The following is a 21,508-nucleotide window of genomic DNA, read 5'->3' as shown; positions in this document are numbered from 1 at the left end:
CCAATCAATTTATTTGTATAACGCTGGACAAGCTTCTAATTGGATGTTCGTTTTTTCTCCGGTTTCTCTCGCTTTTCCGCAAGCGTCCATCGTGACCGCGGCAACATAGCCATCCCAAGCAGTTGGCCCAGCAAATTCGCCAGCTTGAATCGAACGAATCCACAACTCAAATTCATAATCATAGGCTTCGACAAAACGAGTCTGCCAATCTGGTGAAATCTTCGTATAGTTTTTGCCTTTGGCTTTCATATGCGTATATGCTGGATCCTCTAAGCCAATTTCCCCCGTCTCACAAACAACATCACATTTGATATCATAACCAAATTGACAGTTGACAAAAATTTCCAAGTCGATATGAATACCCGACGTTGTTTCTAAAATCAGTATTTGTGGATCATGCAATTTTTCATGAGTATAGCTTGTTTGTTTCGGCAAAATCATTTGTGCTGAAACATAGTCTTCCTGTAATAGCCAACGCAAAGCATCAATCTCGTGAATCCCTGTATTGATGATCGCCATCGGTGTCAAATAGTTTTTATCTGCCGTTGGATTCCGATGGGCACAATGTAGTAGCAAGGGTTCTCCAAACGTTTTCGTTTCAATCGCTTGTTTCAGCTCGATATAGCCACGATCATATCTGCGCATAAAGCCAACCTGAACTAGTTTTTTTCCGGCTGCGATTTCCGCATCAACAATTCGTTTACAACCAGCGCTATCCGTTGCTAGTGGTTTTTCACAGAAGACATACTTTTTATGTTTGATAGCTTCTAGTACATATTTTTCATGCGTAGGATCCCATGATGTAACCACTACAATATCCACATCTGAAGAGGCAATCAGTTCTTCTCCTTTTTCAAAAAAGACTGCATCGATTTCACTTGCTAAGTTTTTAGCTTGTTCGATATTTATATCGGAGACTGCTGTTACAAAAGCCCCTTGTACTTTTTCGTTGATCCGTTTAATGTGTTCAATGCCAATCGCACCCGTTCCAATAACGCCTACTTTTAAATCCATTCGTTGTACCTCCGCTTTCATTTTTTATTCTTCGATTTTTTGTATCCGGTTTCATTCAAACCTTTTCTAAATTGTTTTTTTAATATTCTTTCGCCTTTTTCAGCATTTCCTGACTTTTCAGATACGCTTCATGCACTTCAGTTTTTTTCGATACTTCCGCAACACCTACATGCCACCAGCTATCATAGCCATCTGACATCGTCTTTGGCAGAACCTTCATTTCTATCAAGGTGGACTTTTCTTGTTTTTTGGCATCTTCCAAAGCTGCTATCAGTTCTTCTGTCGTATTGGCGCGATAGACTTTTGCCCCATATGCTTCAGCTACTTTGGCGTAATCAATAGTCATAATTTGGTTATTGTAATTTCTGAACTCACATTTATAGCTGCCACTACCATTTGACATCTGTAAATTATTGATACAGCCGAATCCGGAATTATCGAATAGCATAATGTTGATTTTTTGATTGTACTGTAATGCTGTGACCAACTCTGAATGCAGCATCAAAAAGCTTCCGTCTCCTACCATCGCATAGACTTCTTGGGTTGGATTCGCTAGTTTCACGCCTAAAGCACCACCAATTTCATAGCCCATGCAAGAATAGCCATATTCCAAATGATACGTGTTCGGCACCTCAGCATGCCACAAGCGCTGCATATCTCCTGGCAGCGACCCGGCAGATGCGATCGCTATGCTGTCGTCTGCCACCACTTCATTAATGGTCAGAAATGCCGTTGATTGAGTGAACTCAGTATGAAGTACGTCCGCATACTCGTTAAAGATTTCTTGTGTAAATTGTCCAGCGATTTCTGGTACAAAATGTTCTCTTGTGAACGCAGTTTTTCCTAATCGTTCTCTTTCAAGATACCATTCTGTCTTTAGCTGCTGGATCGTCTTTCCAAATGTCGCTTGATAGTCCGCTAACAAAGGAAATAACTTCTCTATCGTTGCTTTAGCATCACCGATCACTTGAAAAGCATCAAACTTATACGCTTGCATCCGGTTTACGTTGATATTTAAAAACTTCGTCTGTTCATAATTGAATGCTGTTTTTGAAGACGTCGTAAAATCTGTGTAGCGTGTACCAATACCGATAATCAGGTCCGCCTGTCGGATTGCTTTATTCGCAGCTAACGTACCCAAAACACCTGTGCCGCCTAAATTATTTTCGAAACTAGCTTCCACTGTGGATTTTCCAGCATGTGTTTCTACTAATGGAATCCCGCATCGACTAGATAATGCCATCAAAATTTCGCGCGCTTCAGAATACTTAGCTCCGCCACCAACGATAATCACAGGCTTTTTACTTGCTTTGATTCTATCGACCGCACCTTTTAACTCTCGTTCCGTTGGAAGCAAACGATTCAAATAGTGAATTCTCTTTTCAAAAAATGTTTCTGGATAATCGTACGCTTCCGCTTCTGTATCTTGAGCAATACAAATCGTTGCCGGCCCTGCTGTCGCTGGATTTGTCATCACTTCAAACGCTCTCAATAAGCTACTCATCAACTGCTCTGGCCGCTGAATACGATCCCAATATTTCGACACTGCTTTAAAGGCATCATTTGTTGTTACAGCAGCGCTTGTCTCGTGCTCTAATTGTTGCAAAACGGGATCTGGCTGCCTTGTTGCAAAAGTATCTGCCGGTAATATCAGCACTGGAATATTATTGGCAAAAGCTGTCGCAGCAGCAGTGATCATATTCGCCGAGCCTGGTCCGGCAGAAGCCGTGACGGCAAAAATTTTCTGTCGTAACATTTGCCGACTGTATGCAACTGCTGCATGTGTCATTCCTTGCTCGTTTTTCCCTTGTATGACCTTTAAATGTCCAGGGTTTTCTTCAAGAGCTTGTCCGATTCCCAAAACATTTCCGTGTCCAAAAATAGTAAAGATCCCTTCAACAAAAGGAAATTCCTCTCCATCCACATGAATATATTGTTGCTTTAAAAATTTGACGAGTGCTTGTGCTGTGGTTAATCGAATTGTTTTTACCATTCATTTTTCACCTTACTTCTATCAAGATTGTGCTGCAATTAATTGTTCGATTTCTTGTACGGTCGGCATTGCTTCTGAAGAACTATGCTTACTTACCACTATCGCCGCTGAAGCACTGCCGTATTTCAATGCTGTTTCGATATCTTTCCCATTACTTAATGCATATAAAAAGGCCGCTGCATAAGAATCACCCGCACCAAAAGTCTTTAGTACTTTTGTTTTATACGAGCCCGCTTGATAGATCGCGCCATCTTTGGTATATGCATAAGAACCTTTTACTCCATGTTTTATGACAATCAACTCTGGACGGTGTTGGAATAAATAATTGGTCGTCTCTTGGTTGGTTCCACCTGATTTACCTTCCATTTCATCGTATTCATCTCTTGTTCCAATCACGATATCCGCATGTTCTGCAATGATCGAATAGTAGATAGACACTTCTTCAGGTGTCTGCCATGTATACGGTCGATAATCCAGTTCAAATGCAACCTTTATCTGATTTTTCCGTGCATAAGAAATAGCTTTTAAAACAGCTTCTCGAGACGGGCTTTGTGCCAATGCTGTTCCAGAAATTAATAAAAGATCCGTTTGTTTGAGATACTGCTCGTCAACTTCTTCTGGTTTCAAATAGAGATCAGCTACTTGATCTCTGTACATCAAAATACTACATTCCTCCGGACTTTTAATTTCTGTAAAAGCCAAGCCTGACTTGTGTTCATGTTGATCCACAATCATTTGACTGGTATCAATCCCAACATCAGCCATAAAATTTTCAATAAAGCGACCATGTTGGTCATTAGAAATTTTTCCAATAAAACCAACTTTTGCGCCTAATCTAGCACTACCAATGGCGATATTTGCTGGCGAACCACCCACATATTTTTTAAATGTTATCGTTTCTTCCATCGGACGGTTGTATTCCACAGCATTCAAATCAATGCATGCTCGACCTAAAGCAATGATATCAAATCTCTTTGCCATCTCTATTCCTCCACTTTTTTCATTTTCTATCTAATAACCATTCATGAGCTGGGTCATTATGAAATTGCCATTTCCGTAACGGACCCGCCATGACATTCAGATAATACGAATCATAACCATCAGGAACACCTACCGGATGATAGCCCTTCGGTACAACAACTACATCGCCATTTTCCACCGTCATCGTTTCATCTAATAGCCGATCGTCTGTATACACTCGTTGAAAAACAAACCCTTGTCTAGGATTCATTTCGTGATAATAGGTTTCTTCTAATAGCGATTCACGAGGCAAATCGTCTTGATCATGTTTATGAGGTGGATAACTCGACCAATTTCCTCCATCAGTAAAGACTTCAACAACCAATAATCGGTCTGCAATCGAACAAGTATCCGGCAGAATGTTGTGAACCAGTCGTTTATTTTGTTGGACTCCTCGATGTTCAATCGTGTTGTCTGATGCTTTAATCAACGTTGTCGTCTTTTTCTTATCAGATGGTGCATAACACAAAACAACCACTGCTTCGGTCACCGCTGAAATTTTGAACGTTTGTTTAATTGATATATAGACACTATCTGTCGGGATTTTTTCGAATACACTTTTTCTCGTACCTAAATCACTGAACTGCTTTTCGCCATCTGTCACTGTAATTTTTCCGGTCAAAGCAACAACACAAACTTCCTTTTCCCCTAATGATTCTTGATAGCTACTTTCAGCTGAAAGCTTCATTACTTTTAATTCAATGTAGTGAAGTGAAGTATTCTGGCTGTCGATCTGTTGAAGCAAAGTAACACCTTTAGCTAGCATTCGCGGAACAGGCGTGTATTTTAAATGAGCCATTTTTACTTCCTCTTTTCTTTTATATATTTGCTTTGGGATAACGAGCTGTCACTACTTTTTTCCGTGTATAAAAATCTAGACCATCTTTTCCGTTGGCATGAAGAGTACCGTAAAAAGAAGATTTCCAACCCGAAAACGGGAAAAACGCCATTGGTGCTGGTACGCCTAAATTGATTCCCAGCATTCCTGCATCGATCGTTTCTCTAAAATAGCGGATCGCCGAGGCATTATTCGTGAACAAACACGCGCCGTTAGCAAATTCTGATTGATTCGCTACATGAACAGCTTCTTCTAGGTTTTTCACTCTAATGATAGAAAGAACAGGGGCAAAAATTTCATCTTGCCAAATTGTCATTTCGGTTGTCACGTCATCAAAAATCGTCGGTCCTATAAAATAGCCAGCTTCAGGCACATTTTTTCGCCCATCCGCTATCAAAGTCGCCCCTTCCTGCAATCCCTTTTCGATATAATCCATTGCTCGCTTTTGATTTTCTTCACGAATAACTGGACCTAAAAATACGCCATCTTCTAGTCCGTTGCCAATTTTTATATTGGCTGATTTTACCTTTAACTTTTCAATAAAAGCATCTGCTACTGCGTCCTCAACGGTTACTACCGCACAGGCCATACATCGCTCACCCGCAGAACCAAATGCAGCAGAGACGATGTTTGTGACCGCATCATCTAAATCCGCATCTTTTAAAACGATGGAATGATTTTTTGCTCCAGTCAATGCTTGAACTCTTTTCAAGTACTTACTACCTTGAGCGTACACATACTCACCAACCGGCTTAGAGCCTACGAATGAAATCGCTTTAATTTCTGGATGCTCTAAAATGCCATTCACGATATCATGCGCCCCATAAACAACGTTGAATACGCCAGGTGGTAATCCTGCTTCCGTAAATAATTCAACTAATCGTTCTGTTAATAAAGGCGTTCTTTCTGAAGGTTTTAATATAAAACTATTCCCACATGCAATGGCCAGCGGAAACATCCAACAAGGAACCATCATTGGAAAATTGAAGGGGGTGATTCCAGCAACGACACCAAGCGGATAACGATAATTGACCGCTTCTACATCAGTTGCTATCGATGCCAAAGAATCGCCCATCATCAGGGTTGGCGTGCCGGCAGCGAATTCTACATTCTCAATTCCCCTTTGTACTTCTCCTAAAGCCTCACTGAGATTTTTTCCATTTTCGATAGTAATCAAACGAGCAAGCTCTTCTTTATGCTTTATGAGCAATTGCTGATAGCTAAACAAGATTCTAGCACGACGCGGTACAGCGAGTTGCTTCCATGTTTCAAATGCAGCTTTTGCATTTTCCACAGCCGCATCTAAATCTTCTTTTGTAGAAAGCGGTACTTCACACAGGACTTCTGTTGTAGCGGGATTGTACACTTTCTCATACGCTTCTGTACGGCTATCAAGCCATTTTCCGCCAATATAATTCTTCAATTTTCGTATTTCTGTCATCTACTCATCCTCCGAGCTTTATTAGGAACATTTTTGATCATATGTTGATTATATTTGGTGAACTTTTGATTACATTGTACAGTTGCACTTTCAATTAGTCAATCTATTTTTGGTTATTTTTCGATCTTTTTTGGTTATTTCTTATTTACTTTTATGAAAAAACAGTTTGAAAAATGCAAATCATGAGTAAAAACCCACCTTTCTTGGTCACTTCTTGATAACATTAAGGTCATATGTTATAGTGAATTTAATACACGAAGTGGAAAGGTTACTGCAAATGAAATTACAACGTATTCAGCAAATTGAAAATCACATTCAGCAAAAAGGAAGTATCTCTCTTGATGAGCTGTGTCGCGTATTCAACGTTTCTAAAAATACGATTCGTCGAGATATCAATGAATTGGAAAAAAGTGGAACGGTGAAGAAGGTTTATGGCGGAGTTGTCTATGTAGAAAATAATCTCGTCTCTTTTGAAAACCGAACGATTCATAATCAAAAAGAAAAAGAAGAAATTGGTGCAAAAGCAGCCACTTTGATTGAAGAAAATGATTTAATTTATATCGATTCAGGAACAACGACTAGTCAGATTTTACAGAACGTTGATTCTGAACTCCCTTTTACCCTGTTAACAAACAATCTCGATATCATTAACTTGGCAGCCGCAATGAAAAATGTGCAACTAATACTCATCGGAAATAGTTATAAGAGAAGCACGCGTTCCTTTGTAGGAATTGAAGATGAAGCAGTTGTCACCAGATACAACATAAATAAAGCCTTTATGGCAGCCACTGGCGTATCGATCACAAGTGGATTGACCAATTCAGATTTGATGGAATATCGAATAAAAAAGATGATCGTGCAAAGAACGAAGGAGATTTATCTATTAGCAGATCGTTCAAAATTTGATCATTCAACATTATTGACTTATTCACCTTTAGAAAGTATCAGAGGAATCGTCACAACAAAAGAGATTCCCCAAGAATACATCGATTTCTGTGATTTGCATGGTATTGCGCTTTTATACAGTAACTAACGTTTTGGAAAAAGGAGGAGTCGATTTGCCTTTATTAAAGTTCGATCTGCTTGAAGGTCGTAGCGAAGAAGAAATACAAGCGATTCTTGATGTCGCTCATTCCGTTGTTTTAAACGCTTTTGAGGTTCCTACTGGTGATAGATATCAAATTGTTACCCAGCATAAACCATTTGAAATGGTGATGGAAGATACAGGCTTAGGGTTCAAAAGAGATCCTCAACAGATGATTGCACTAACCATTATCAGCCGAGAGCGAACAACTGCTCAAAAAGAAAAATTTTATCAGCTGCTTGCGCAACAGCTAGATCAATTATGTGGGATTGCACCTGAAAATTTGCTTGTTTCATTTGTCATTAATGATGATGCCGATTGGAGTTTTGGTTTCGGGAAAGCACAATTTTTGACAGGAGAACTTTGAACTATAAAAACAAGCTGAAAGAAATGTCCTTTCAGCTTGTTTTTATAGTTGCTCTTCTCGCTTGATAATCTGCTTAAGTTTCCAAAAATTTCTCAGTTGAATGCCCGTCAGAAAAAGGATGATTATTCCATATATCGCTAATAAGCCTAGCAAGACACCACCTCTTCCTCTCACTCCCCTTAACATTATAGGCGCGAAATAAAGCAGCGGAAACAGCGCTATTAAGGAAATCATCCCTTGGAATTTCACAACCTTTTTAGCCATTTCAGCGCGTGTTGAAGCATCACTAAAGATTACATTTTCATCATCTATTTCAGATTTTAATTTTCTAAAATAATACCAGTTGCCAAATTTATAAAAATATTCCCAGCCGCAATCTTCAAATAGTTGTAGATACTGTTCTACATCCTGATTTTCTTGTTTAAAATCTAGTTGATACACATAATCTTCTGGCTCACACTTTTCGAAAATATACGTACTAAACGGAAGTTTAAGATCCACCATTTTCCATCCTTTATTATGGTACTCTCGGAGAAATATCTCTTCCTCCAAATAATCTGCCAACTCAAACCGTTTTCTTACTTTTTTATTCCCCATCTCTTTTCTCTCCAATACTATTTTTGTACAATCTATTGATTCTGTTGATCTCAAGTATTAGTATTTCTTCTCCCAATTCTGTGAGCTGATAACTTTTCCGCCGATTTTCTTCTTTTGTTACTTGAATTAAGCCATCCTTTTCCATTTTACTAAGACTACCATACATTGTACCAGCACTAATAATGATTTCCTGATTCGTCAACTCTTTCACGTATTGAATGATGTTATATCCGTGACGTTCTTCTCTTAGTGCAAATAAAATATAAAAACCAGTTTCTGTCATTGGTATGTAGATTCTTTTTAACTTATCTTCCATCGGCTAACTTCGTCCTCTCAAATGTATATCGAAGTTCGATATATCATACCACTATATTATATCGAACCTCGATATATGTCAAGAAAATTTGTAAATTTTTGAAAATAGACCTTTTAGTCCAACTATGTATCCAATTGCTAACTAGTACAAAATACAAAAAAAGCCGAAGGGAAATCCCTTCGGCTTACGTCCGAGTACCCCAGCTTCTTACACTGGTTATTGCTATAGTTAAGTCTAATTATTTAACGATTTCAGAAACAACGCCTGAACCAACAGTACGTCCGCCTTCACGAATAGAGAAACGAGTTCCGTCTTCGATAGCGATTGGGTGGATTAATTCAACATCCATAGCTACGTTATCACCAGGCATTACCATTTCAGTACCTTCTGGTAATTCAACTACACCAGTTACGTCAGTTGTACGGAAGTAGAACTGAGGACGGTAGTTTGTGAAGAATGGAGTGTGACGTCCGCCTTCTTCTTTTGATAACACGTAAACTTCAGCTTTGAATTTTGTATGTGGAGTGATTGAAGCTGGTTTAGATAATACTTGACCACGTTCGATATCTTCACGTGCTACACCACGTAATAAAGCACCGATGTTGTCGCCTGCTTCAGCGTAATCCAATAATTTACGGAACATTTCAACACCTGTAACAGTTGTTTTAGATGTTTCGTCTTTGATACCTACGATTTCAACTTCGTCACCAACGCGAACTTCTCCACGTTCAACACGACCAGTTGCAACAGTACCACGACCAGTGATTGAGAATACATCCTCAACTGGCATCATGAATGGTTTGTCAGTATCACGAGTTGGAGTTGGAATGTACTCATCAACTGCAGCCATTAATTCCATGATTTTTTCTTCGTATGAAGCGTCGCCTTCTAAAGCTTTCAAAGCAGAACCAGCGATAACAGGAGTGTCATCACCTGGGAAGTCGTATTCAGATAATAAATCACGAACTTCCATTTCTACTAATTCTAATAATTCTTCGTCATCAACCATATCCATTTTGTTTAAGAAAACAACGATGTATGGTACACCAACGTTACGTGATAACAAGATGTGCTCACGAGTTTGAGGCATAGGACCATCAGCAGCAGATACTACTAAGATAGCTCCGTCCATTTGTGCAGCACCAGTGATCATGTTTTTAACGTAGTCCGCGTGTCCTGGGCAGTCCACGTGAGCGTAGTGACGAGCATCAGTTTCATACTCGATGTGAGAAGTGTTGATTGTGATACCACGTTCTTTTTCTTCTGGAGCGTTATCGATATCAGCATAGTTTTGAGCTTCACCGCCACCGTGTTTAGCTAACACAGTTGCAATTGCAGCAGTTAATGTAGTTTTACCATGGTCAACGTGTCCGATAGTACCAATGTTTACATGGGGTTTAGAACGGTCAAATTTTTCTTTAGCCATTTTAAATGTTCCTCCTAAAATATATGAATTTTATTTTATTTGATAGATAGTGACAACTACCTGATCATCTTTAACTATTTTACATGAAATCATGAAAAAAGCATAGTCTTAAATCAATAAGGTTCTATTAAGCGTTGCCGCCATTTTTCTTGATGATTTCTTCTTGTACAGATTTTGGTACATCTTCATAGTGGTCAAAGACCATCATGAATGTTCCACGACCTTGTGTTGCTGAACGTAATGTTGTGGCATAACCAAACATTTCAGCCAACGGTACCATCGCGTTAACGATTTGTGAGTTACCGTGTGCTTCCATACCTTCAACACGTCCACGACGACTTGTAACGTGTCCCATGATATCACCTAAGTAATCTTCTGGAACAGTGATTGTTACTTTCATCATTGGTTCTAAAATCACAGGGTTCGCTTTTTTAGCTGCCGCGCGCAATGCCATAGAAGCCGCTACACGGAAGGCTGTTTCATTTGAATCGACATCATGGTATGAACCATCGTAAAGTTTTGCTTTGATATCCACTAATGGATAGCCCGCAAGAACCCCGTTGTTCATCGCTTCTGATAAGCCTTTTTCAACTGCTGGGATGTATTCACGAGGAACCACACCACCGACAATTGCGTTTTCAAATTCGAAGCCTTTACCTTCTTCATTTGGTGTAAATTCAACCCATACGTGACCGTATTGTCCTTTACCACCAGACTGACGTACAAACTTACCTTCTGCTTGAGTAAGAGGTGCACGGAATGTTTCACGGTATGATACTTGAGGAGCACCGACGTTTGCTTCAACCTTGAACTCACGTTTCATACGGTCTACTAATACGTCTAAGTGAAGCTCACCCATACCAGAGATAACTGTTTCACCAGTTTCAACGTTTGTTTCAACGCGGAATGAAGGATCTTCTTCAGCAAGTTTTTGCAAAGCCACACCCATTTTATCTTGGTCAGCTTTTGATTTAGGTTCAACAGCAACTTGGATAACCGGTTCTGGGAACTCGATTGATTCAAGGATAACTGGTGCATCAACTGCACACAATGTGTCCCCTGTTGTTGTATCTTTCAAACCAACGGCTGCTGCGATATCACCTGAATACACTTTGTCAATTTCTTGACGAGTGTTCGCGTGCATTTGCAGAATACGTCCGATACGTTCTTTTTTGTCTTTAGAAGCGTTCAATACATATGAACCACTTTCAAGGACACCAGAATATACACGGAAGAATGTTAGACGACCTACGAATGGGTCAGTCATAACTTTAAATGCTAATGATGCAAACGGTGCTTCATCATCAGCAGGACGAGTTGTTTCTTCGTCTGTTTTCACATCGATACCTTTGATTGCTTCGATATCAAGTGGTGAAGGTAAGTAGTCAAGAACTGCATCAAGCATCAATTGAACACCTTTATTTTTAAAGGCAGAACCAGCCATAACTGGGAAAAATTCAACGTTGATTGTTGCTTTACGGATACCCGCTTTAAGTTCTTCGATTGTGATTTCTTCACCTTCAAGATATTTCATCATTAGGTCTTCATCAGTTTCAGCAACTGCTTCAACTAATTTTTCACGCCATTCAACTGCTTGATCCATGTATTCTTCTGGAATTTCAGTTTCTTGAATGTCTGTACCTAAGTCATTTGTATAAATTTCAGCTTTCATTGTGATCAAGTCAATGATCCCAGTGAAGCTATCTTCTGCTCCGATTGGTAATTGGATTGGATGTGCATTTGCTTGTAAACGATCATGTAATGAGTTTACAGAGTATAAGAAATCCGCACCGATTTTATCCATTTTGTTACAGAAAACAACACGCGGAACTTTATATTCAGTCGCTTGACGCCAAACTGTTTCAGTTTGAGGTTCCACGCCTGATTGTGAATCAAGAACGGTTACAGCACCATCTAATACACGTAGTGAACGTTGCACTTCAATAGTGAAATCCACGTGTCCTGGTGTGTCGATGATGTTTACTCGGTATCCTTTCCATTGCGCAGTTGTTGCGGCAGATGTGATTGTGATACCACGTTCTTGTTCTTGTTCCATCCAGTCCATTTGTGAAGCACCTTCGTGTGTTTCACCGATTTTATGGATTTTACCAGTGTAATAAAGGATACGCTCAGTTGTTGTTGTTTTACCAGCATCAACGTGGGCCATGATTCCGATATTACGAGTGTTTTCTAACGAAAATTCTCTTGCCATTCTAGGGTGTTCTCCTCTCTTTATTTAAATCAAATAGACATAGCTTTATGTTGCGGCGTTACACCGCAAACACAGAGGATCTTACCAACGATAGTGTGCGAACGCACGGTTAGCATCAGCCATTTTATGAGTGTCTTCACGTTTTTTAACTGAAGCACCTGTATTATTAGCAGCATCCATGATTTCTTTCGCTAGACGTTGTTCCATTGTGTGCTCTCCACGCAAACGAGCGTAGTTAACAACCCAACGAAGACCTAAAGTTGTACGACGTTCTGGACGAACTTCAACCGGCACTTGATAGTTAGAACCACCGACACGGCGAGCTTTAACTTCTAGGACAGGCATAACGTTTTTCATTGCTTGTTCGAAAACTTCCAATGGATCGTTACCTGTAGATTCTTTGATGATATCAAATGAATTATAGATGATATTAGCAGCAATCCCGCGTTTACCGTCAACCATTACACGGTTGATCAAGCGAGTTACTAATTTTGAGTTATAAATTGGATCTGGTAAAACATCACGTTTTGCAACAGGACCTTTACGAGGCATCCGTAACTCCTCCTTCCGAAAATTCTTTATTTTATATAATACCTTTAGTGATTGTCGAATTATTTAGCTGCTTTTGGCATTTTAGTACCATATTTAGAGCGGCTTTGTTTACGAGCAGTAACGCCGGCTGTATCAAGCGCACCACGTACGATATGATAACGTACCCCTGGTAAGTCTTTTACACGTCCACCACGTAGTAAAACCACGCTATGTTCTTGTAAGTTGTGACCGATCCCTGGGATATAAGCTGTTACTTCGATTAAGTTAGACAAACGAACACGGGCATATTTACGTAAAGCTGAGTTCGGTTTTTTAGGTGTCATTGTTCCCACACGAGTACAAACCCCACGCTTTTGTGGTGAGTTTACGTTCGTTTGAGATTTCTTGAAACTATTATATCCTTTGTTCAACGCTGGTGAATTAGATTTTTCCACCTTTGATTTACGAGGTTTACGTACTAATTGATTAATTGTAGGCATTCCTTGTTTCCTCCTTCCTCATTTCGCATCTAGTCCCACACATCCAGGTGGTTCTTTTTTAGCGATAAAAAATAATGCAATCTATGCACTCTTTATCAAATATGCTTTGATAGACAGTCAGCACGTCTCCATTGAGAGACCTGTAGATAAAGCACCTTTGCTAGGATAGCATGATACACTTGTTCTGTCAACCTTTTCCCCTAGTTTTTTAGTAAAACGATCACTTTTTCTTTTCTGCATTCAAATTAATCGTTTTTAATAGAAGAAACACAAGAAATTATCAGATCATTCTATCTTTTTTTTTCGTTTAACGGTACAATGTTTTTGATTATCCGAAAGGGGCGAGACAGCTAATGAACCTTAAACAAATGGCAGGCATTGAAGCTGCAAAATATGTAGAAGATGGTATGATCGTAGGTCTTGGAACAGGCTCTACTGCAAAATTTATGGTAGATGAAATCGGTCGACGTGTAAAAGAAGAAGGATTAACGATCACTGGTGTGACGACTTCTAAAGAAACAGAACGTCAGGCTCAAGCTTTAGGGATTCCTCTAAAGAGTATCGATGAGGTTCCGTATGTTGACCTGACGATCGACGGAGCTGATGAGATCAGTGCAGACTTTCAAGGAATCAAAGGCGGTGGTGCTGCTCTTTTATTTGAAAAAATCGTAGCCACGTATTCCAAACAATGTATTTGGATCGTTGATAAATCAAAAATGGTAAATAAATTAGGAAAGTTCCCTCTGCCGATCGAAGTCGTTCCATACGGTAGTCAGCAGCTAGTTCATTTATTTGAAGAAAAGGGCTATGCCCCAGTTTTACGAACAACCCCTACTGGTGATCTTGTGGTTACAGATGGCGGGCATTATATTATCGATCTCCACTTAGAGGTTATTGAAGATCCTATTGCTTTAGGCACTTATCTGGATCAGCTCGTCGGTGTCGTGGAACACGGACTTTTTCTTAATATCGTTTCAACTGTGATTATCGGCGGCGAAAATGGGCCGGAAACAATTCACGTACCGCAGTAGACATTCTTTGATTCCGATTTGAAAACAATAAAAAAGATTAAAAAAAGATAAAAATATACCTATCATTTCCTTCGGTTATATGCTACATTTTTAGTAGTTTATATTTACTTTTTGAATAAGAAAGGACGAATGATGAAATTAATTGGTTATGCTCGAACAACTATTACTGAGAACGATTTAGATACTCAGATCAATACATTGTCTGACTTCGGCTGTGATGAAATCTATCATGAATCTTTCGATGTCACCGATGACAAACAATTGACTTCTGAGTTGGAAACTGTTTTGAATGAGCTGAAGGCTGGAGATATTTTAGTGATTTGCAGCTTAAACCGTTTAGGACGTTCTACTCGCCAATTGACTGAACTCACGCAAGAATTCAAAGGTTCCGGTATTCATTTAGTTAGTTTAGATGATGAGATCGACACGCGTGAGCCCATGGGTGAGATTTATTTCAAAATGATGAACAGCTTGGCAACGATGGAATGTAATTTGATCAAAGAACGGACATTGGTTGGATTAAATAATGCCCGTAAAAAAGGAAAAATCGGCGGTCGCCCAAAAATAGATGGACGTACAGTGAAACGTATTCGCCATTTATATCATGAAAAACGTGAAACAATTCAACTCATAGCAACAAAATGCAATGTCTCTATCGGTACTTGCTACAAGTACATTAATTTACCCGAAAATGAAGTAGCGAAGCTATACTAATAAGATAACATGATTGATCCGCAGCTCAAATCTCCAAAATGCTTTTAATTGTCTTTTTAGATAACAGAGGCACGAGAAACTCAATCAAGCATTCAAAAAAACAAACCAAAGGAGCGAGTATCGTCTCTACCTTTGGTTTGTTTTTTTGAGCTATGTATTTTCTTTTTTCCACTGTTCATAATGCGCAGTTAAACGTCGAACATAGAGTGGAATACGCTCTGGACTAGCCTCTAAAAAGGTTAATGCATTATTTTCTGCTGCAATCAATTTTTGATCCAGAGAAACCATTATTTGCTCCATTTCTTTTTCAAGGGTGTGAAGAGCATCCGCATAGCTTAGATGTTGTTCGACCGTTTGGGGATCATTAGGGAATTGTGTTTCCAGTTCTTTCTTTAGTTCTTCTCGTACGTGTGGATAGTACTGAGTAGGATTCATCTCTATGTTTATTTTGGGTCGCTTTTCACTCATCTAGCTCCTCCTTTTTTGTATCTTGTACTGGTGTTTCGGAAGAAATCGGCGGAACTAAACGAAGATCAGGCTTTTTAGGGCGTTCTTCCTCTATCGTAATATCAGACCACTGCTCCACTAATTTCTGCGTATCTTTGATGATTTCGAGAATGCGAGCCATTCCTTCATCCGCTTTTTTTTCAACGTCTAATCGTATCTGTTTTTGCTTAGCAGCTGCTTCTTCACCTAGTTGTCGAACAAGTTCTTTTTGACGTTCCTTTTCATCCATATAAACACCATCCTTTTCTAGCTTTTAAACGATTCGTTACTATTTCAAGTTCCTACTACAGCAATTCTTCGATCGACTGAAATCGTTCAAAAGATTGTCTATCTCTAAAATAAAGCAGAAACCTTATTAAATCAAGGATTCTTTTTTATTATTTATATAATTTTCCGTCCCCCCTCTCTGCAAAGGAGTAGTATATCCTCTGATCCGTTTCCATTTTTTTCTGCTGTCTCTCCTTTCTCTTAGTATTTCCGCTGACTTTTGCTAATTTACAATGGAAATCTATTTTAAAACGGTGTACAATAGAAAAAGAAATGAAAGTTTCAGAAACTACAACTCAAAGGAGAGCTATACATGCCAAAATTAGTTTTTTCTCGTCATGGACTTAGTGAATGGAATGCATTGAACCAATTTACAGGTTGGGTCGATGTGGATTTAGCACCTGAAGGAATTGAAGAAGCCAAAGAAGGCGGACGCAAAATCAAAGAAGCTGGTATCGAATTCGATATTGCTTTCACTTCTGTATTAACACGTGCAATCAAAACATGTAACTTAATCTTGGAAAACTCAGATCAATTATGGGTACCACAAGTAAAATCTTGGCGCTTAAACGAACGTCACTATGGTAAATTGCAAGGCTTGAATAAAAAAGAAACTGCTGAAAAATACGGAGATGACCAAGTACACATTTGGCGTCGTTCTTACGACACTCTTCCTCCACTATTGGAAACAACAGATCCAGGTTCAGCAGCTAACGATCGTCGTTATGCAATGTTAGACAAACGCGATGTTCCTGGCGGTGAAAACTTGAAAGTGACTCTAGAACGTGCGTTACCTTTCTGGCAAGACGAAATCGCTCCTGCTTTATTAGACAATAAAACTGTGCTAGTTGCCGCTCACGGTAATTCATTACGTGCGTTAGCAAAACACATCGAAGGTATTTCAGATGAAGATATCATGGATCTTGAAATCCCAACAGGTCAACCACTTGTTTATGAATTAAACGATGACCTAACAGTAGCTAAAAAATACTACTTATAAAATGATCAACAAAACAGCAGCACCTTCAGACTATTTCTGAAGGTGCTGCTGTTTTTGTTATTCAGTTGTAAAGAAGAAAGCTAAACGTTTTTCCCCGTTTGATTTCCTTCTCCTTTGTTATTTGATGTTTGACATTAATTGTTTTTCCAATTTGCTAAGCCAATCATAAATTTGCTCTCTTTGAGTCACAAATTCAAAATCAGACATATTATAGTGCACATAATAATGCCCATCTACAAACCGGACCATGATCGAAGAGCGAATCTCCTCTTCTAAGGCATCGCTTTGTTTTACTTCACTATAAAAAATCCAGCTCGTTGCTTGAACTTCTTTAGACGTAACCAAATCGTTTTGAACGATACGCGTGATTTCATTGATCAGCTCTTGTTGTTCGAGCGTCGGAAAATAACCGTACCATAACGTTCGATTACCAGAGTAGGTTTCATCAAATAGTTGTTGCATGCTCCGTTGCCTCTTTTCATGTCGTTTAGATAAAATCAGATTCTGTTAAACATTCTTGATAGATGTTTTCAACATCTGTTTCACTCAATGGTACAAAAGCAGAGGTTTTAATCGTACTGTGAGCCACTGCCTGTTTTGCCATCTCTGTAAATTTCTCTGCATCGATCCCCACTTCAGGTAAGGTCATTGGAATGCCGCATGCTTTGAAATAGTCATATGTTGCTTGAATCCCTTGCTTGGCAGCTTTCATTTTATCTGCTTCTGTAATATCCCACACATTTTTAGCAAACTGGGCAAACTTATTTACGGTTTGCTCCGATAATACATACGCCATCCAGCGCGGTGTTAAGATAGCCAAACCAATCCCATGAGTAATGTCATAAAAAGCACTTAATTCATGTTCCATCGCATGACACGACCATACACCATGTTTGCCGTTACGTGTCAGGCCATTCAACGCTAAGCTGCTTGCCCACATCAAGTTAGCACGAGAGTCATAATTATCAGGTTCTTTGAGAGCAATTGGACAATGCTTGATTACTGACCGCATTAGTCCTTCTGAAACAAAATCCTGTACATCTGTTCCTGCTGTTACATTAAAATAGCTTTCAAATAAATGACTTAAAATATCCGCTGAGCCCGCTGCTGTTTGATAAGCAGGCACGGTAAAGGTATTGGCCGGATCAAGAAATGAAACCTTCGGCATCATAGCTGGTCCGCCAACCCCTAGTTTTTGATTGGTTTCCAGATTTGAAATAACCGCACCGGAATTCATTTCACTTCCTGTAGCTGCTAGTGTTAAAATCGTTACGATCGGTAGCGCTTCTCCCTGATATCCCTTTCTACCCAAAATGATTTCCCACGGATCTTCTTCACTAAAAACACCCGCCGCAATGACTTTCGAACAATCAATCGTTGAACCTCCGCCTACTGCTAAAATGACATCAATTTGATGCTCACGACATAATGCCACACCGCGGCGAACCGTTTCAATACGTGGATTTGGCTCTACACCACTCAATTCGACAATCGTATGCTGATTGCCTTCTAATAAGTTGATGATTTGATCATATAAACCATTTTTCTTGATACTGCCGCCGCCATATACTAAAAGAACGTTTTTTCCATACGTATCTAAAACCTCTGTAAGCTCACTAGCTAAGCGATCTTGCCCAAAACGAATATCTGTTGGTACATAAAATCGAAAATTATCCATAGTTTTTTTCCTCCATTCAAACCTCTTTCTTTATGATAAATCAAAGAAAAAGAGATTGAAAGTAATTCATTTCAATCTCTTTTAATCTTAACTATGAAGCGCGGTCTCCAACCCTACTTCGATCATATCATTAAATGTTGTTTGGCGTTCTTCAGCCGTTGTTTCTTCTCCAGTCACTAGACTGTCACTAACAGTCATAATCGCCAAAGCCTGTACGTCAAATTTAGCAGCCAAATAATACAATGCGGCAGCTTCCATTTCTATTGCTAAAACACCTAATTGTCCTAGTTTAAACACTTCATCCATGCTTTCCTTGTAAAATACATCATCTGATAATACATTTCCTACATGAGTCGTGAAGCCTTTTTCTTTCGCTACTGTATAAGATTTTAACAGCATATCAAAATTTGCGATCTGCGGAAAATCATATTTAGGAAAATCATTGCGAATCATTGATGACGGTGTCGCTGCTGCCTGTGCGATCACTAAATCTCTTACTTTAACTTTTTCAGAAATCGAACCGCATGTTCCAACACGAATCAGTTTTTTTACATCATATGAATTGATCAGCTCATGGGCATAAATAGTTGCCGAAGGCATGCCCATTCCTGTTCCCTGTACCGAAACACGTTCACCTTTGTATGTGCCTGTATAGCCTAACATTCCCCGAACTTGGTTGTAACAAACAGGATTGTCTAAAAAAGTTTCTGCAATGTATTTTGCACGCAGCGGATCTCCTGGGAGTAAAATTTTATCTGCGATTTCACCTGGTTTTGCTTCGATATGCACACTCATTTTTTTCGCTCCTTCTATTGATTTTTATAGTGCTGCCAATGTTGCTTTTACCAACTCTTTGAATTGCCCTTTCACGCGTTCTGTCGTTTCTACAACTTCTGCATGATTCAATGTGCTTTGCATTCCAGCCGCTAAATTCGTGATACATGAAATACCCAATACTTTTAATCCGCTATGAGCCGCAACGATTACTTCAGAAACAGTCGACATTCCCACTGCATCAGCCCCCATTACTCGAGACATCCGAATTTCAGCTGGTGTTTCATACGTTGGTCCAGAGAATCCCATGTAGACACCTTCTTGTAGCAGTACATTTTGTTCTTTCGCTACTTTTCTAGCTATTTCAGCGTACTCTGGTGTGTATGCCCGACTCATATCAGGGAAGCGTGGTCCCATATCCTCTTCATTTTCACCGATCAACGGATTATCTCCAGTGAAATTGATATGATCGGTAATCAACATTAAATTGCCCGGTGTAAAGCTTTCATTCACCCCACCAGCTGCATTGGTCACGATAATTGAATGTGCCCCTATTGCCGCCATCATTCGCACTGGATAAGTGACCGTTTGCATTGAATGACCTTCATAATAGTGGAAACGACCTTGCAAGGCCAATACTTTTTTGCCGGAAAGAGTACCATAAACTAGTTTTCCAGCATGACCCACAACGGCAGAAACTGCAAAATGCGGCACTTCAGAAAATGGAATAGCAATCGCATCCTCGATTTCATCTGCTAATTCACCCAAGCCGGAACCAAGGATCAATCCAAAGTCTACTTCTCCGATTCCTTTGCCTTTTAGAAAACTAGTTGTTTCTTTTAACATTTCACTTAGTTTTGTCATCGTCTCTCTCCTATACCAATTTATTCAAAAAGCTTACGCCATTTTCAGTTTGAGCAACCCCAAAATTTTCAGCGATCGTTGCCGAAATATCTGCATAATGTCCTTGCGCTAAACTACCTTGTTCGGTCATTTTTTTGCTATAAACCAATAACGGTACATATTCTCTTGTATGATCTGTTCCCGGGAAAGTCGGATCATTTCCATGATCGGCTGTAATCATTAGTAAATCATCATCAGTCATCGCATCGATAATTTCAGGTAAACGCAAATCAAAAGCTTCGATTGCATGCGCATAACCAACTACATCCCGACGATGTCCATATAACGCATCAAAGTCAACTAAGTTAGTAAAACTTAAGCCATCAAACTCTTTTTTCATTACATTTAATAATTGATCGACACCATCCATGTTACTCTTCGTACGAACTGATTCTGTAATCCCTTGTCCATTGAAGATATCGTTGATTTTCCCAACTGCGATTACATCCTTACCGTTTTCTTTTAATGAATCTAACACTGTATGTCCAAACGGATCTAAAGCGTAGTCGTGGCGATTGCTTGTTCTAGTGAAGTTGCCTGGTTCGCCAAGATAAGGACGTGCAATGATTCGTCCAATCATATATGGTTCATCTTTAGTGATTTCACGTACATACTCACAAATGCGGTACAATTCTTCTAATGGAATGATTTCTTCATGTGCTGCGATTTGCAGAACTGGGTCAGCAGACGTGTAAACGATCAAGTCCCCTGTTTCCATTTGATGTTTACCATAATCGTCAATAACTGCTGTGCCGCTATATGGTTTGTTGCAGACGATTTTACGTCCTGAAAATTCTTCGATCTGTTTTAATAATTCTTCTGGAAAGCCGTCTGGAAAAACACGGAATGGTTTTTGAATATTCAGCCCCATAATTTCCCAGTGACCAGTCATTGTATCTTTCCCCACTGAAACTTCTTCTAATTTAGTTGCATAGCCTGAATGATCAGCAACGGCTTCTACATTGTGAAGAGGCGCGATCGTGCCTAATCCTAGTTTTTCTAAATTAGGAATCGTCAAGCCTGCCTCTTTTGCAATATGACCTAATGTATCGCTACCGACATCGCCAAATTTTTCAGCATCTGGCGCTTCCCCGATTCCGACTGAATCCATAACAATTAAATGCACACGTTTAAACATAACCATCCTTCTTTCTTTGATATAGTAACTATTAATAAAAAGAGCTAGGAAAAACGGTGTGAAAAAAGCAGTTGCTTCAGAAATAAGCTGAACTTCACAAAATTTAAAAAGCAATTTCCGTGAATTTTTCTTATTTCTAGAAGCTAAACGCTTTATT

23 protein-coding genes are annotated in these 21,508 nt (G+C 39.4%); 5 read left to right on the top strand and 18 right to left on the bottom strand.

Annotated features, from left to right (window positions below):
* Positions 1-9: 9 nt before the first annotated feature.
* The 5 genes from BCR25_RS04400 to BCR25_RS04380 form a co-directional block, all read right to left on the bottom strand.
* Positions 10-1,014 carry a Gfo/Idh/MocA family protein gene (locus BCR25_RS04400; protein WP_069662416.1) on the bottom strand — a complete coding sequence of 335 codons (1,005 nt, stop codon included), beginning with the start codon at positions 1,012-1,014 and terminating at the stop codon, positions 10-12.
* Positions 1,015-1,093: 79 nt separating this feature from the next.
* The gene (gene iolD / locus BCR25_RS04395; RefSeq protein WP_069662415.1) at positions 1,094-3,007 is read right to left on the bottom strand and encodes a 3D-(3,5/4)-trihydroxycyclohexane-1,2-dione acylhydrolase (decyclizing); all 1,914 of its coding nucleotides are present in this window, start codon (positions 3,005-3,007) and stop codon (positions 1,094-1,096) included.
* 21 nt (positions 3,008-3,028) lie between these two features.
* Positions 3,029-3,988, bottom strand: a complete 960-nt coding sequence (iolC, locus tag BCR25_RS04390; protein ID WP_069662414.1) for a 5-dehydro-2-deoxygluconokinase — start codon at positions 3,986-3,988, stop codon at positions 3,029-3,031.
* Positions 3,989-4,007: 19 nt separating this feature from the next.
* On the bottom strand, positions 4,008-4,826 hold the full coding sequence (gene iolB, locus BCR25_RS04385) for a 5-deoxy-glucuronate isomerase (protein ID WP_069662413.1): 819 nt from the start codon (positions 4,824-4,826) through the stop codon (positions 4,008-4,010).
* 19 nt (positions 4,827-4,845) lie between these two features.
* A complete protein-coding gene (locus BCR25_RS04380) occupies positions 4,846-6,306 on the bottom strand; it encodes a CoA-acylating methylmalonate-semialdehyde dehydrogenase (protein ID WP_069662412.1) in 1,461 nt (486 codons plus the stop codon).
* A gap of 277 nt (positions 6,307-6,583) precedes the next feature.
* Between BCR25_RS04380 and BCR25_RS04375 the strand changes: the two genes are divergently transcribed.
* Together BCR25_RS04375 and BCR25_RS04370 are read left to right on the top strand one after the other, a co-directional pair.
* The gene (locus BCR25_RS04375) at positions 6,584-7,339 is read left to right on the top strand and encodes a DeoR/GlpR family DNA-binding transcription regulator (protein ID WP_069662411.1); all 756 of its coding nucleotides are present in this window, start codon (positions 6,584-6,586) and stop codon (positions 7,337-7,339) included.
* A gap of 25 nt (positions 7,340-7,364) precedes the next feature.
* On the top strand, positions 7,365-7,757 hold the full coding sequence (locus BCR25_RS04370) for a tautomerase family protein (RefSeq protein WP_069662410.1): 393 nt from the start codon (positions 7,365-7,367) through the stop codon (positions 7,755-7,757).
* 42 nt (positions 7,758-7,799) lie between these two features.
* Here the strand turns inward: BCR25_RS04370 and BCR25_RS04365 are convergent, their stop codons facing one another.
* From BCR25_RS04365 to rpsL, 6 genes are all read right to left on the bottom strand, one after another.
* The gene (locus tag BCR25_RS04365) at positions 7,800-8,354 is read right to left on the bottom strand and encodes a DUF2812 domain-containing protein (protein WP_069662409.1); all 555 of its coding nucleotides are present in this window, start codon (positions 8,352-8,354) and stop codon (positions 7,800-7,802) included.
* Positions 8,344-8,670 carry a PadR family transcriptional regulator gene (locus BCR25_RS04360; RefSeq protein ID WP_069662408.1) on the bottom strand — a complete coding sequence of 109 codons (327 nt, stop codon included), beginning with the start codon at positions 8,668-8,670 and terminating at the stop codon, positions 8,344-8,346. The genes BCR25_RS04365 and BCR25_RS04360 overlap by 11 nt, the downstream gene beginning before the upstream one ends.
* A 238-nt stretch (positions 8,671-8,908) precedes the next feature.
* Entirely contained in the window at positions 8,909-10,096 is a 1,188-nt protein-coding gene (gene tuf / locus BCR25_RS04355) for an elongation factor Tu (RefSeq protein WP_069662407.1), read from the bottom strand.
* 127 nt (positions 10,097-10,223) lie between these two features.
* Positions 10,224-12,308 (bottom strand): elongation factor G, encoded by a 2,085-nt coding sequence (fusA, locus tag BCR25_RS04350; RefSeq protein WP_069662406.1) that lies wholly within the window; start codon positions 12,306-12,308, stop codon positions 10,224-10,226.
* Positions 12,309-12,389: 81 nt separating this feature from the next.
* Complete coding sequence (rpsG, locus tag BCR25_RS04345) at positions 12,390-12,860, bottom strand: 30S ribosomal protein S7 (RefSeq protein WP_069662405.1); 471 nt, start codon at positions 12,858-12,860, stop codon at positions 12,390-12,392.
* A gap of 59 nt (positions 12,861-12,919) precedes the next feature.
* Positions 12,920-13,339: a 30S ribosomal protein S12 gene (gene rpsL, locus BCR25_RS04340; protein WP_069662404.1), complete on the bottom strand. Its 420-nt coding sequence runs from the start codon at positions 13,337-13,339 to the stop codon at positions 12,920-12,922.
* A 353-nt stretch (positions 13,340-13,692) separates the two neighbouring features.
* On the opposite strand from rpsL, the gene rpiA reads away from it, so the two are divergent.
* Entirely contained in the window at positions 13,693-14,370 is a 678-nt protein-coding gene (gene rpiA, locus BCR25_RS04335; RefSeq protein ID WP_069662403.1) for a ribose-5-phosphate isomerase RpiA, read from the top strand.
* A 132-nt stretch (positions 14,371-14,502) separates the two neighbouring features.
* Complete coding sequence (locus BCR25_RS04330; protein ID WP_069662402.1) at positions 14,503-15,084, top strand: recombinase family protein; 582 nt, start codon at positions 14,503-14,505, stop codon at positions 15,082-15,084.
* Positions 15,085-15,234: 150 nt separating this feature from the next.
* Here the strand turns inward: BCR25_RS04330 and BCR25_RS04325 are convergent, their stop codons facing one another.
* Positions 15,235-15,552 (bottom strand): hypothetical protein, encoded by a 318-nt coding sequence (locus BCR25_RS04325; RefSeq protein WP_069662401.1) that lies wholly within the window; start codon positions 15,550-15,552, stop codon positions 15,235-15,237.
* The gene (locus BCR25_RS04320; RefSeq protein WP_069662400.1) at positions 15,545-15,820 is read right to left on the bottom strand and encodes a hypothetical protein; all 276 of its coding nucleotides are present in this window, start codon (positions 15,818-15,820) and stop codon (positions 15,545-15,547) included. Before BCR25_RS04320 ends, BCR25_RS04325 begins: the two co-directional genes overlap by 8 nt.
* Positions 15,821-16,171: 351 nt before the next feature.
* Between BCR25_RS04320 and BCR25_RS04315 the strand changes: the two genes are divergently transcribed.
* The gene (locus BCR25_RS04315) at positions 16,172-16,858 is read left to right on the top strand and encodes a 2,3-diphosphoglycerate-dependent phosphoglycerate mutase (protein ID WP_069662399.1); all 687 of its coding nucleotides are present in this window, start codon (positions 16,172-16,174) and stop codon (positions 16,856-16,858) included.
* Between the two features lie 117 nt (positions 16,859-16,975).
* On the opposite strand, the gene BCR25_RS04310 is transcribed toward BCR25_RS04315, so the two are convergent.
* The 5 genes from BCR25_RS04310 to deoB all read right to left on the bottom strand — a co-directional run bounded on the left by BCR25_RS04310 (position 16,976) and on the right by deoB (position 21,351).
* Positions 16,976-17,320 carry a hypothetical protein gene (locus tag BCR25_RS04310; RefSeq protein ID WP_069662398.1) on the bottom strand — a complete coding sequence of 115 codons (345 nt, stop codon included), beginning with the start codon at positions 17,318-17,320 and terminating at the stop codon, positions 16,976-16,978.
* Positions 17,321-17,345: 25 nt separating this feature from the next.
* The gene (locus BCR25_RS04305) at positions 17,346-18,536 is read right to left on the bottom strand and encodes an iron-containing alcohol dehydrogenase (RefSeq protein ID WP_069662397.1); all 1,191 of its coding nucleotides are present in this window, start codon (positions 18,534-18,536) and stop codon (positions 17,346-17,348) included.
* Between the two features lie 87 nt (positions 18,537-18,623).
* Positions 18,624-19,331, bottom strand: coding sequence for a purine-nucleoside phosphorylase (gene deoD / locus BCR25_RS04300; RefSeq protein ID WP_069662396.1), 708 nt, complete (start codon positions 19,329-19,331; stop codon positions 18,624-18,626).
* 24 nt (positions 19,332-19,355) lie between these two features.
* Entirely contained in the window at positions 19,356-20,174 is an 819-nt protein-coding gene (locus BCR25_RS04295) for a purine-nucleoside phosphorylase (RefSeq protein WP_069662395.1), read from the bottom strand.
* Positions 20,175-20,184: 10 nt separating this feature from the next.
* Positions 20,185-21,351 (bottom strand): phosphopentomutase, encoded by a 1,167-nt coding sequence (gene deoB / locus BCR25_RS04290; RefSeq protein WP_069662394.1) that lies wholly within the window; start codon positions 21,349-21,351, stop codon positions 20,185-20,187.
* Positions 21,352-21,508 lie beyond the last annotated feature (157 nt).

The sequence above is a fragment of the Enterococcus termitis genome, from assembly GCF_001730305.1.
Classification (GTDB): Bacteria; Bacillota; Bacilli; order Lactobacillales; family Enterococcaceae; genus Enterococcus_L; species Enterococcus_L termitis.
The sequence above is the reverse complement of the archived record's forward strand: the minus strand, read 5'-3'. Positions and strand labels throughout refer to the sequence as shown.

Excerpts from the sequence above, each read along its gene's own strand:
- deoB (WP_069662394.1), bottom strand. The coding sequence starts at position 21,351 with ATGTTTAAACGTGTGCATTTAATTGTTATGGATTCAGTCGGAATCGGG.
- iolC (WP_069662414.1), bottom strand. The coding sequence starts at position 3,988 with ATGGCAAAGAGATTTGATATCATTGCTTTAGGTCGAGCATGCATTGAT.
- BCR25_RS04305 (WP_069662397.1), bottom strand. The coding sequence starts at position 18,536 with ATGGATAATTTTCGATTTTATGTACCAACAGATATTCGTTTTGGGCAA.
- BCR25_RS04295 (WP_069662395.1), bottom strand. The coding sequence starts at position 20,174 with ATGACAAAACTAAGTGAAATGTTAAAAGAAACAACTAGTTTTCTAAAA.
- BCR25_RS04310 (WP_069662398.1), bottom strand. The coding sequence starts at position 17,320 with ATGCAACAACTATTTGATGAAACCTACTCTGGTAATCGAACGTTATGG.
- BCR25_RS04330 (WP_069662402.1), top strand. The coding sequence starts at position 14,503 with ATGAAATTAATTGGTTATGCTCGAACAACTATTACTGAGAACGATTTA.
- BCR25_RS04380 (WP_069662412.1), bottom strand. The coding sequence starts at position 6,306 with ATGACAGAAATACGAAAATTGAAGAATTATATTGGCGGAAAATGGCTT.
- iolB (WP_069662413.1), bottom strand. The coding sequence starts at position 4,826 with ATGGCTCATTTAAAATACACGCCTGTTCCGCGAATGCTAGCTAAAGGT.
- tuf (WP_069662407.1), bottom strand. The coding sequence starts at position 10,096 with ATGGCTAAAGAAAAATTTGACCGTTCTAAACCCCATGTAAACATTGGT.
- fusA (WP_069662406.1), bottom strand. The coding sequence starts at position 12,308 with ATGGCAAGAGAATTTTCGTTAGAAAACACTCGTAATATCGGAATCATG.
- rpsG (WP_069662405.1), bottom strand. The coding sequence starts at position 12,860 with ATGCCTCGTAAAGGTCCTGTTGCAAAACGTGATGTTTTACCAGATCCA.
- BCR25_RS04365 (WP_069662409.1), bottom strand. The coding sequence starts at position 8,354 with ATGGGGAATAAAAAAGTAAGAAAACGGTTTGAGTTGGCAGATTATTTG.
- BCR25_RS04400 (WP_069662416.1), bottom strand. The coding sequence starts at position 1,014 with ATGGATTTAAAAGTAGGCGTTATTGGAACGGGTGCGATTGGCATTGAA.
- rpiA (WP_069662403.1), top strand. The coding sequence starts at position 13,693 with ATGAACCTTAAACAAATGGCAGGCATTGAAGCTGCAAAATATGTAGAA.
- BCR25_RS04360 (WP_069662408.1), bottom strand. The coding sequence starts at position 8,670 with ATGGAAGATAAGTTAAAAAGAATCTACATACCAATGACAGAAACTGGT.
- rpsL (WP_069662404.1), bottom strand. The coding sequence starts at position 13,339 with ATGCCTACAATTAATCAATTAGTACGTAAACCTCGTAAATCAAAGGTG.
- iolD (WP_069662415.1), bottom strand. The coding sequence starts at position 3,007 with ATGGTAAAAACAATTCGATTAACCACAGCACAAGCACTCGTCAAATTT.
- BCR25_RS04325 (WP_069662401.1), bottom strand. The coding sequence starts at position 15,552 with ATGAGTGAAAAGCGACCCAAAATAAACATAGAGATGAATCCTACTCAG.
- BCR25_RS04375 (WP_069662411.1), top strand. The coding sequence starts at position 6,584 with ATGAAATTACAACGTATTCAGCAAATTGAAAATCACATTCAGCAAAAA.
- deoD (WP_069662396.1), bottom strand. The coding sequence starts at position 19,331 with ATGAGTGTGCATATCGAAGCAAAACCAGGTGAAATCGCAGATAAAATT.
- BCR25_RS04320 (WP_069662400.1), bottom strand. The coding sequence starts at position 15,820 with ATGGATGAAAAGGAACGTCAAAAAGAACTTGTTCGACAACTAGGTGAA.
- BCR25_RS04315 (WP_069662399.1), top strand. The coding sequence starts at position 16,172 with ATGCCAAAATTAGTTTTTTCTCGTCATGGACTTAGTGAATGGAATGCA.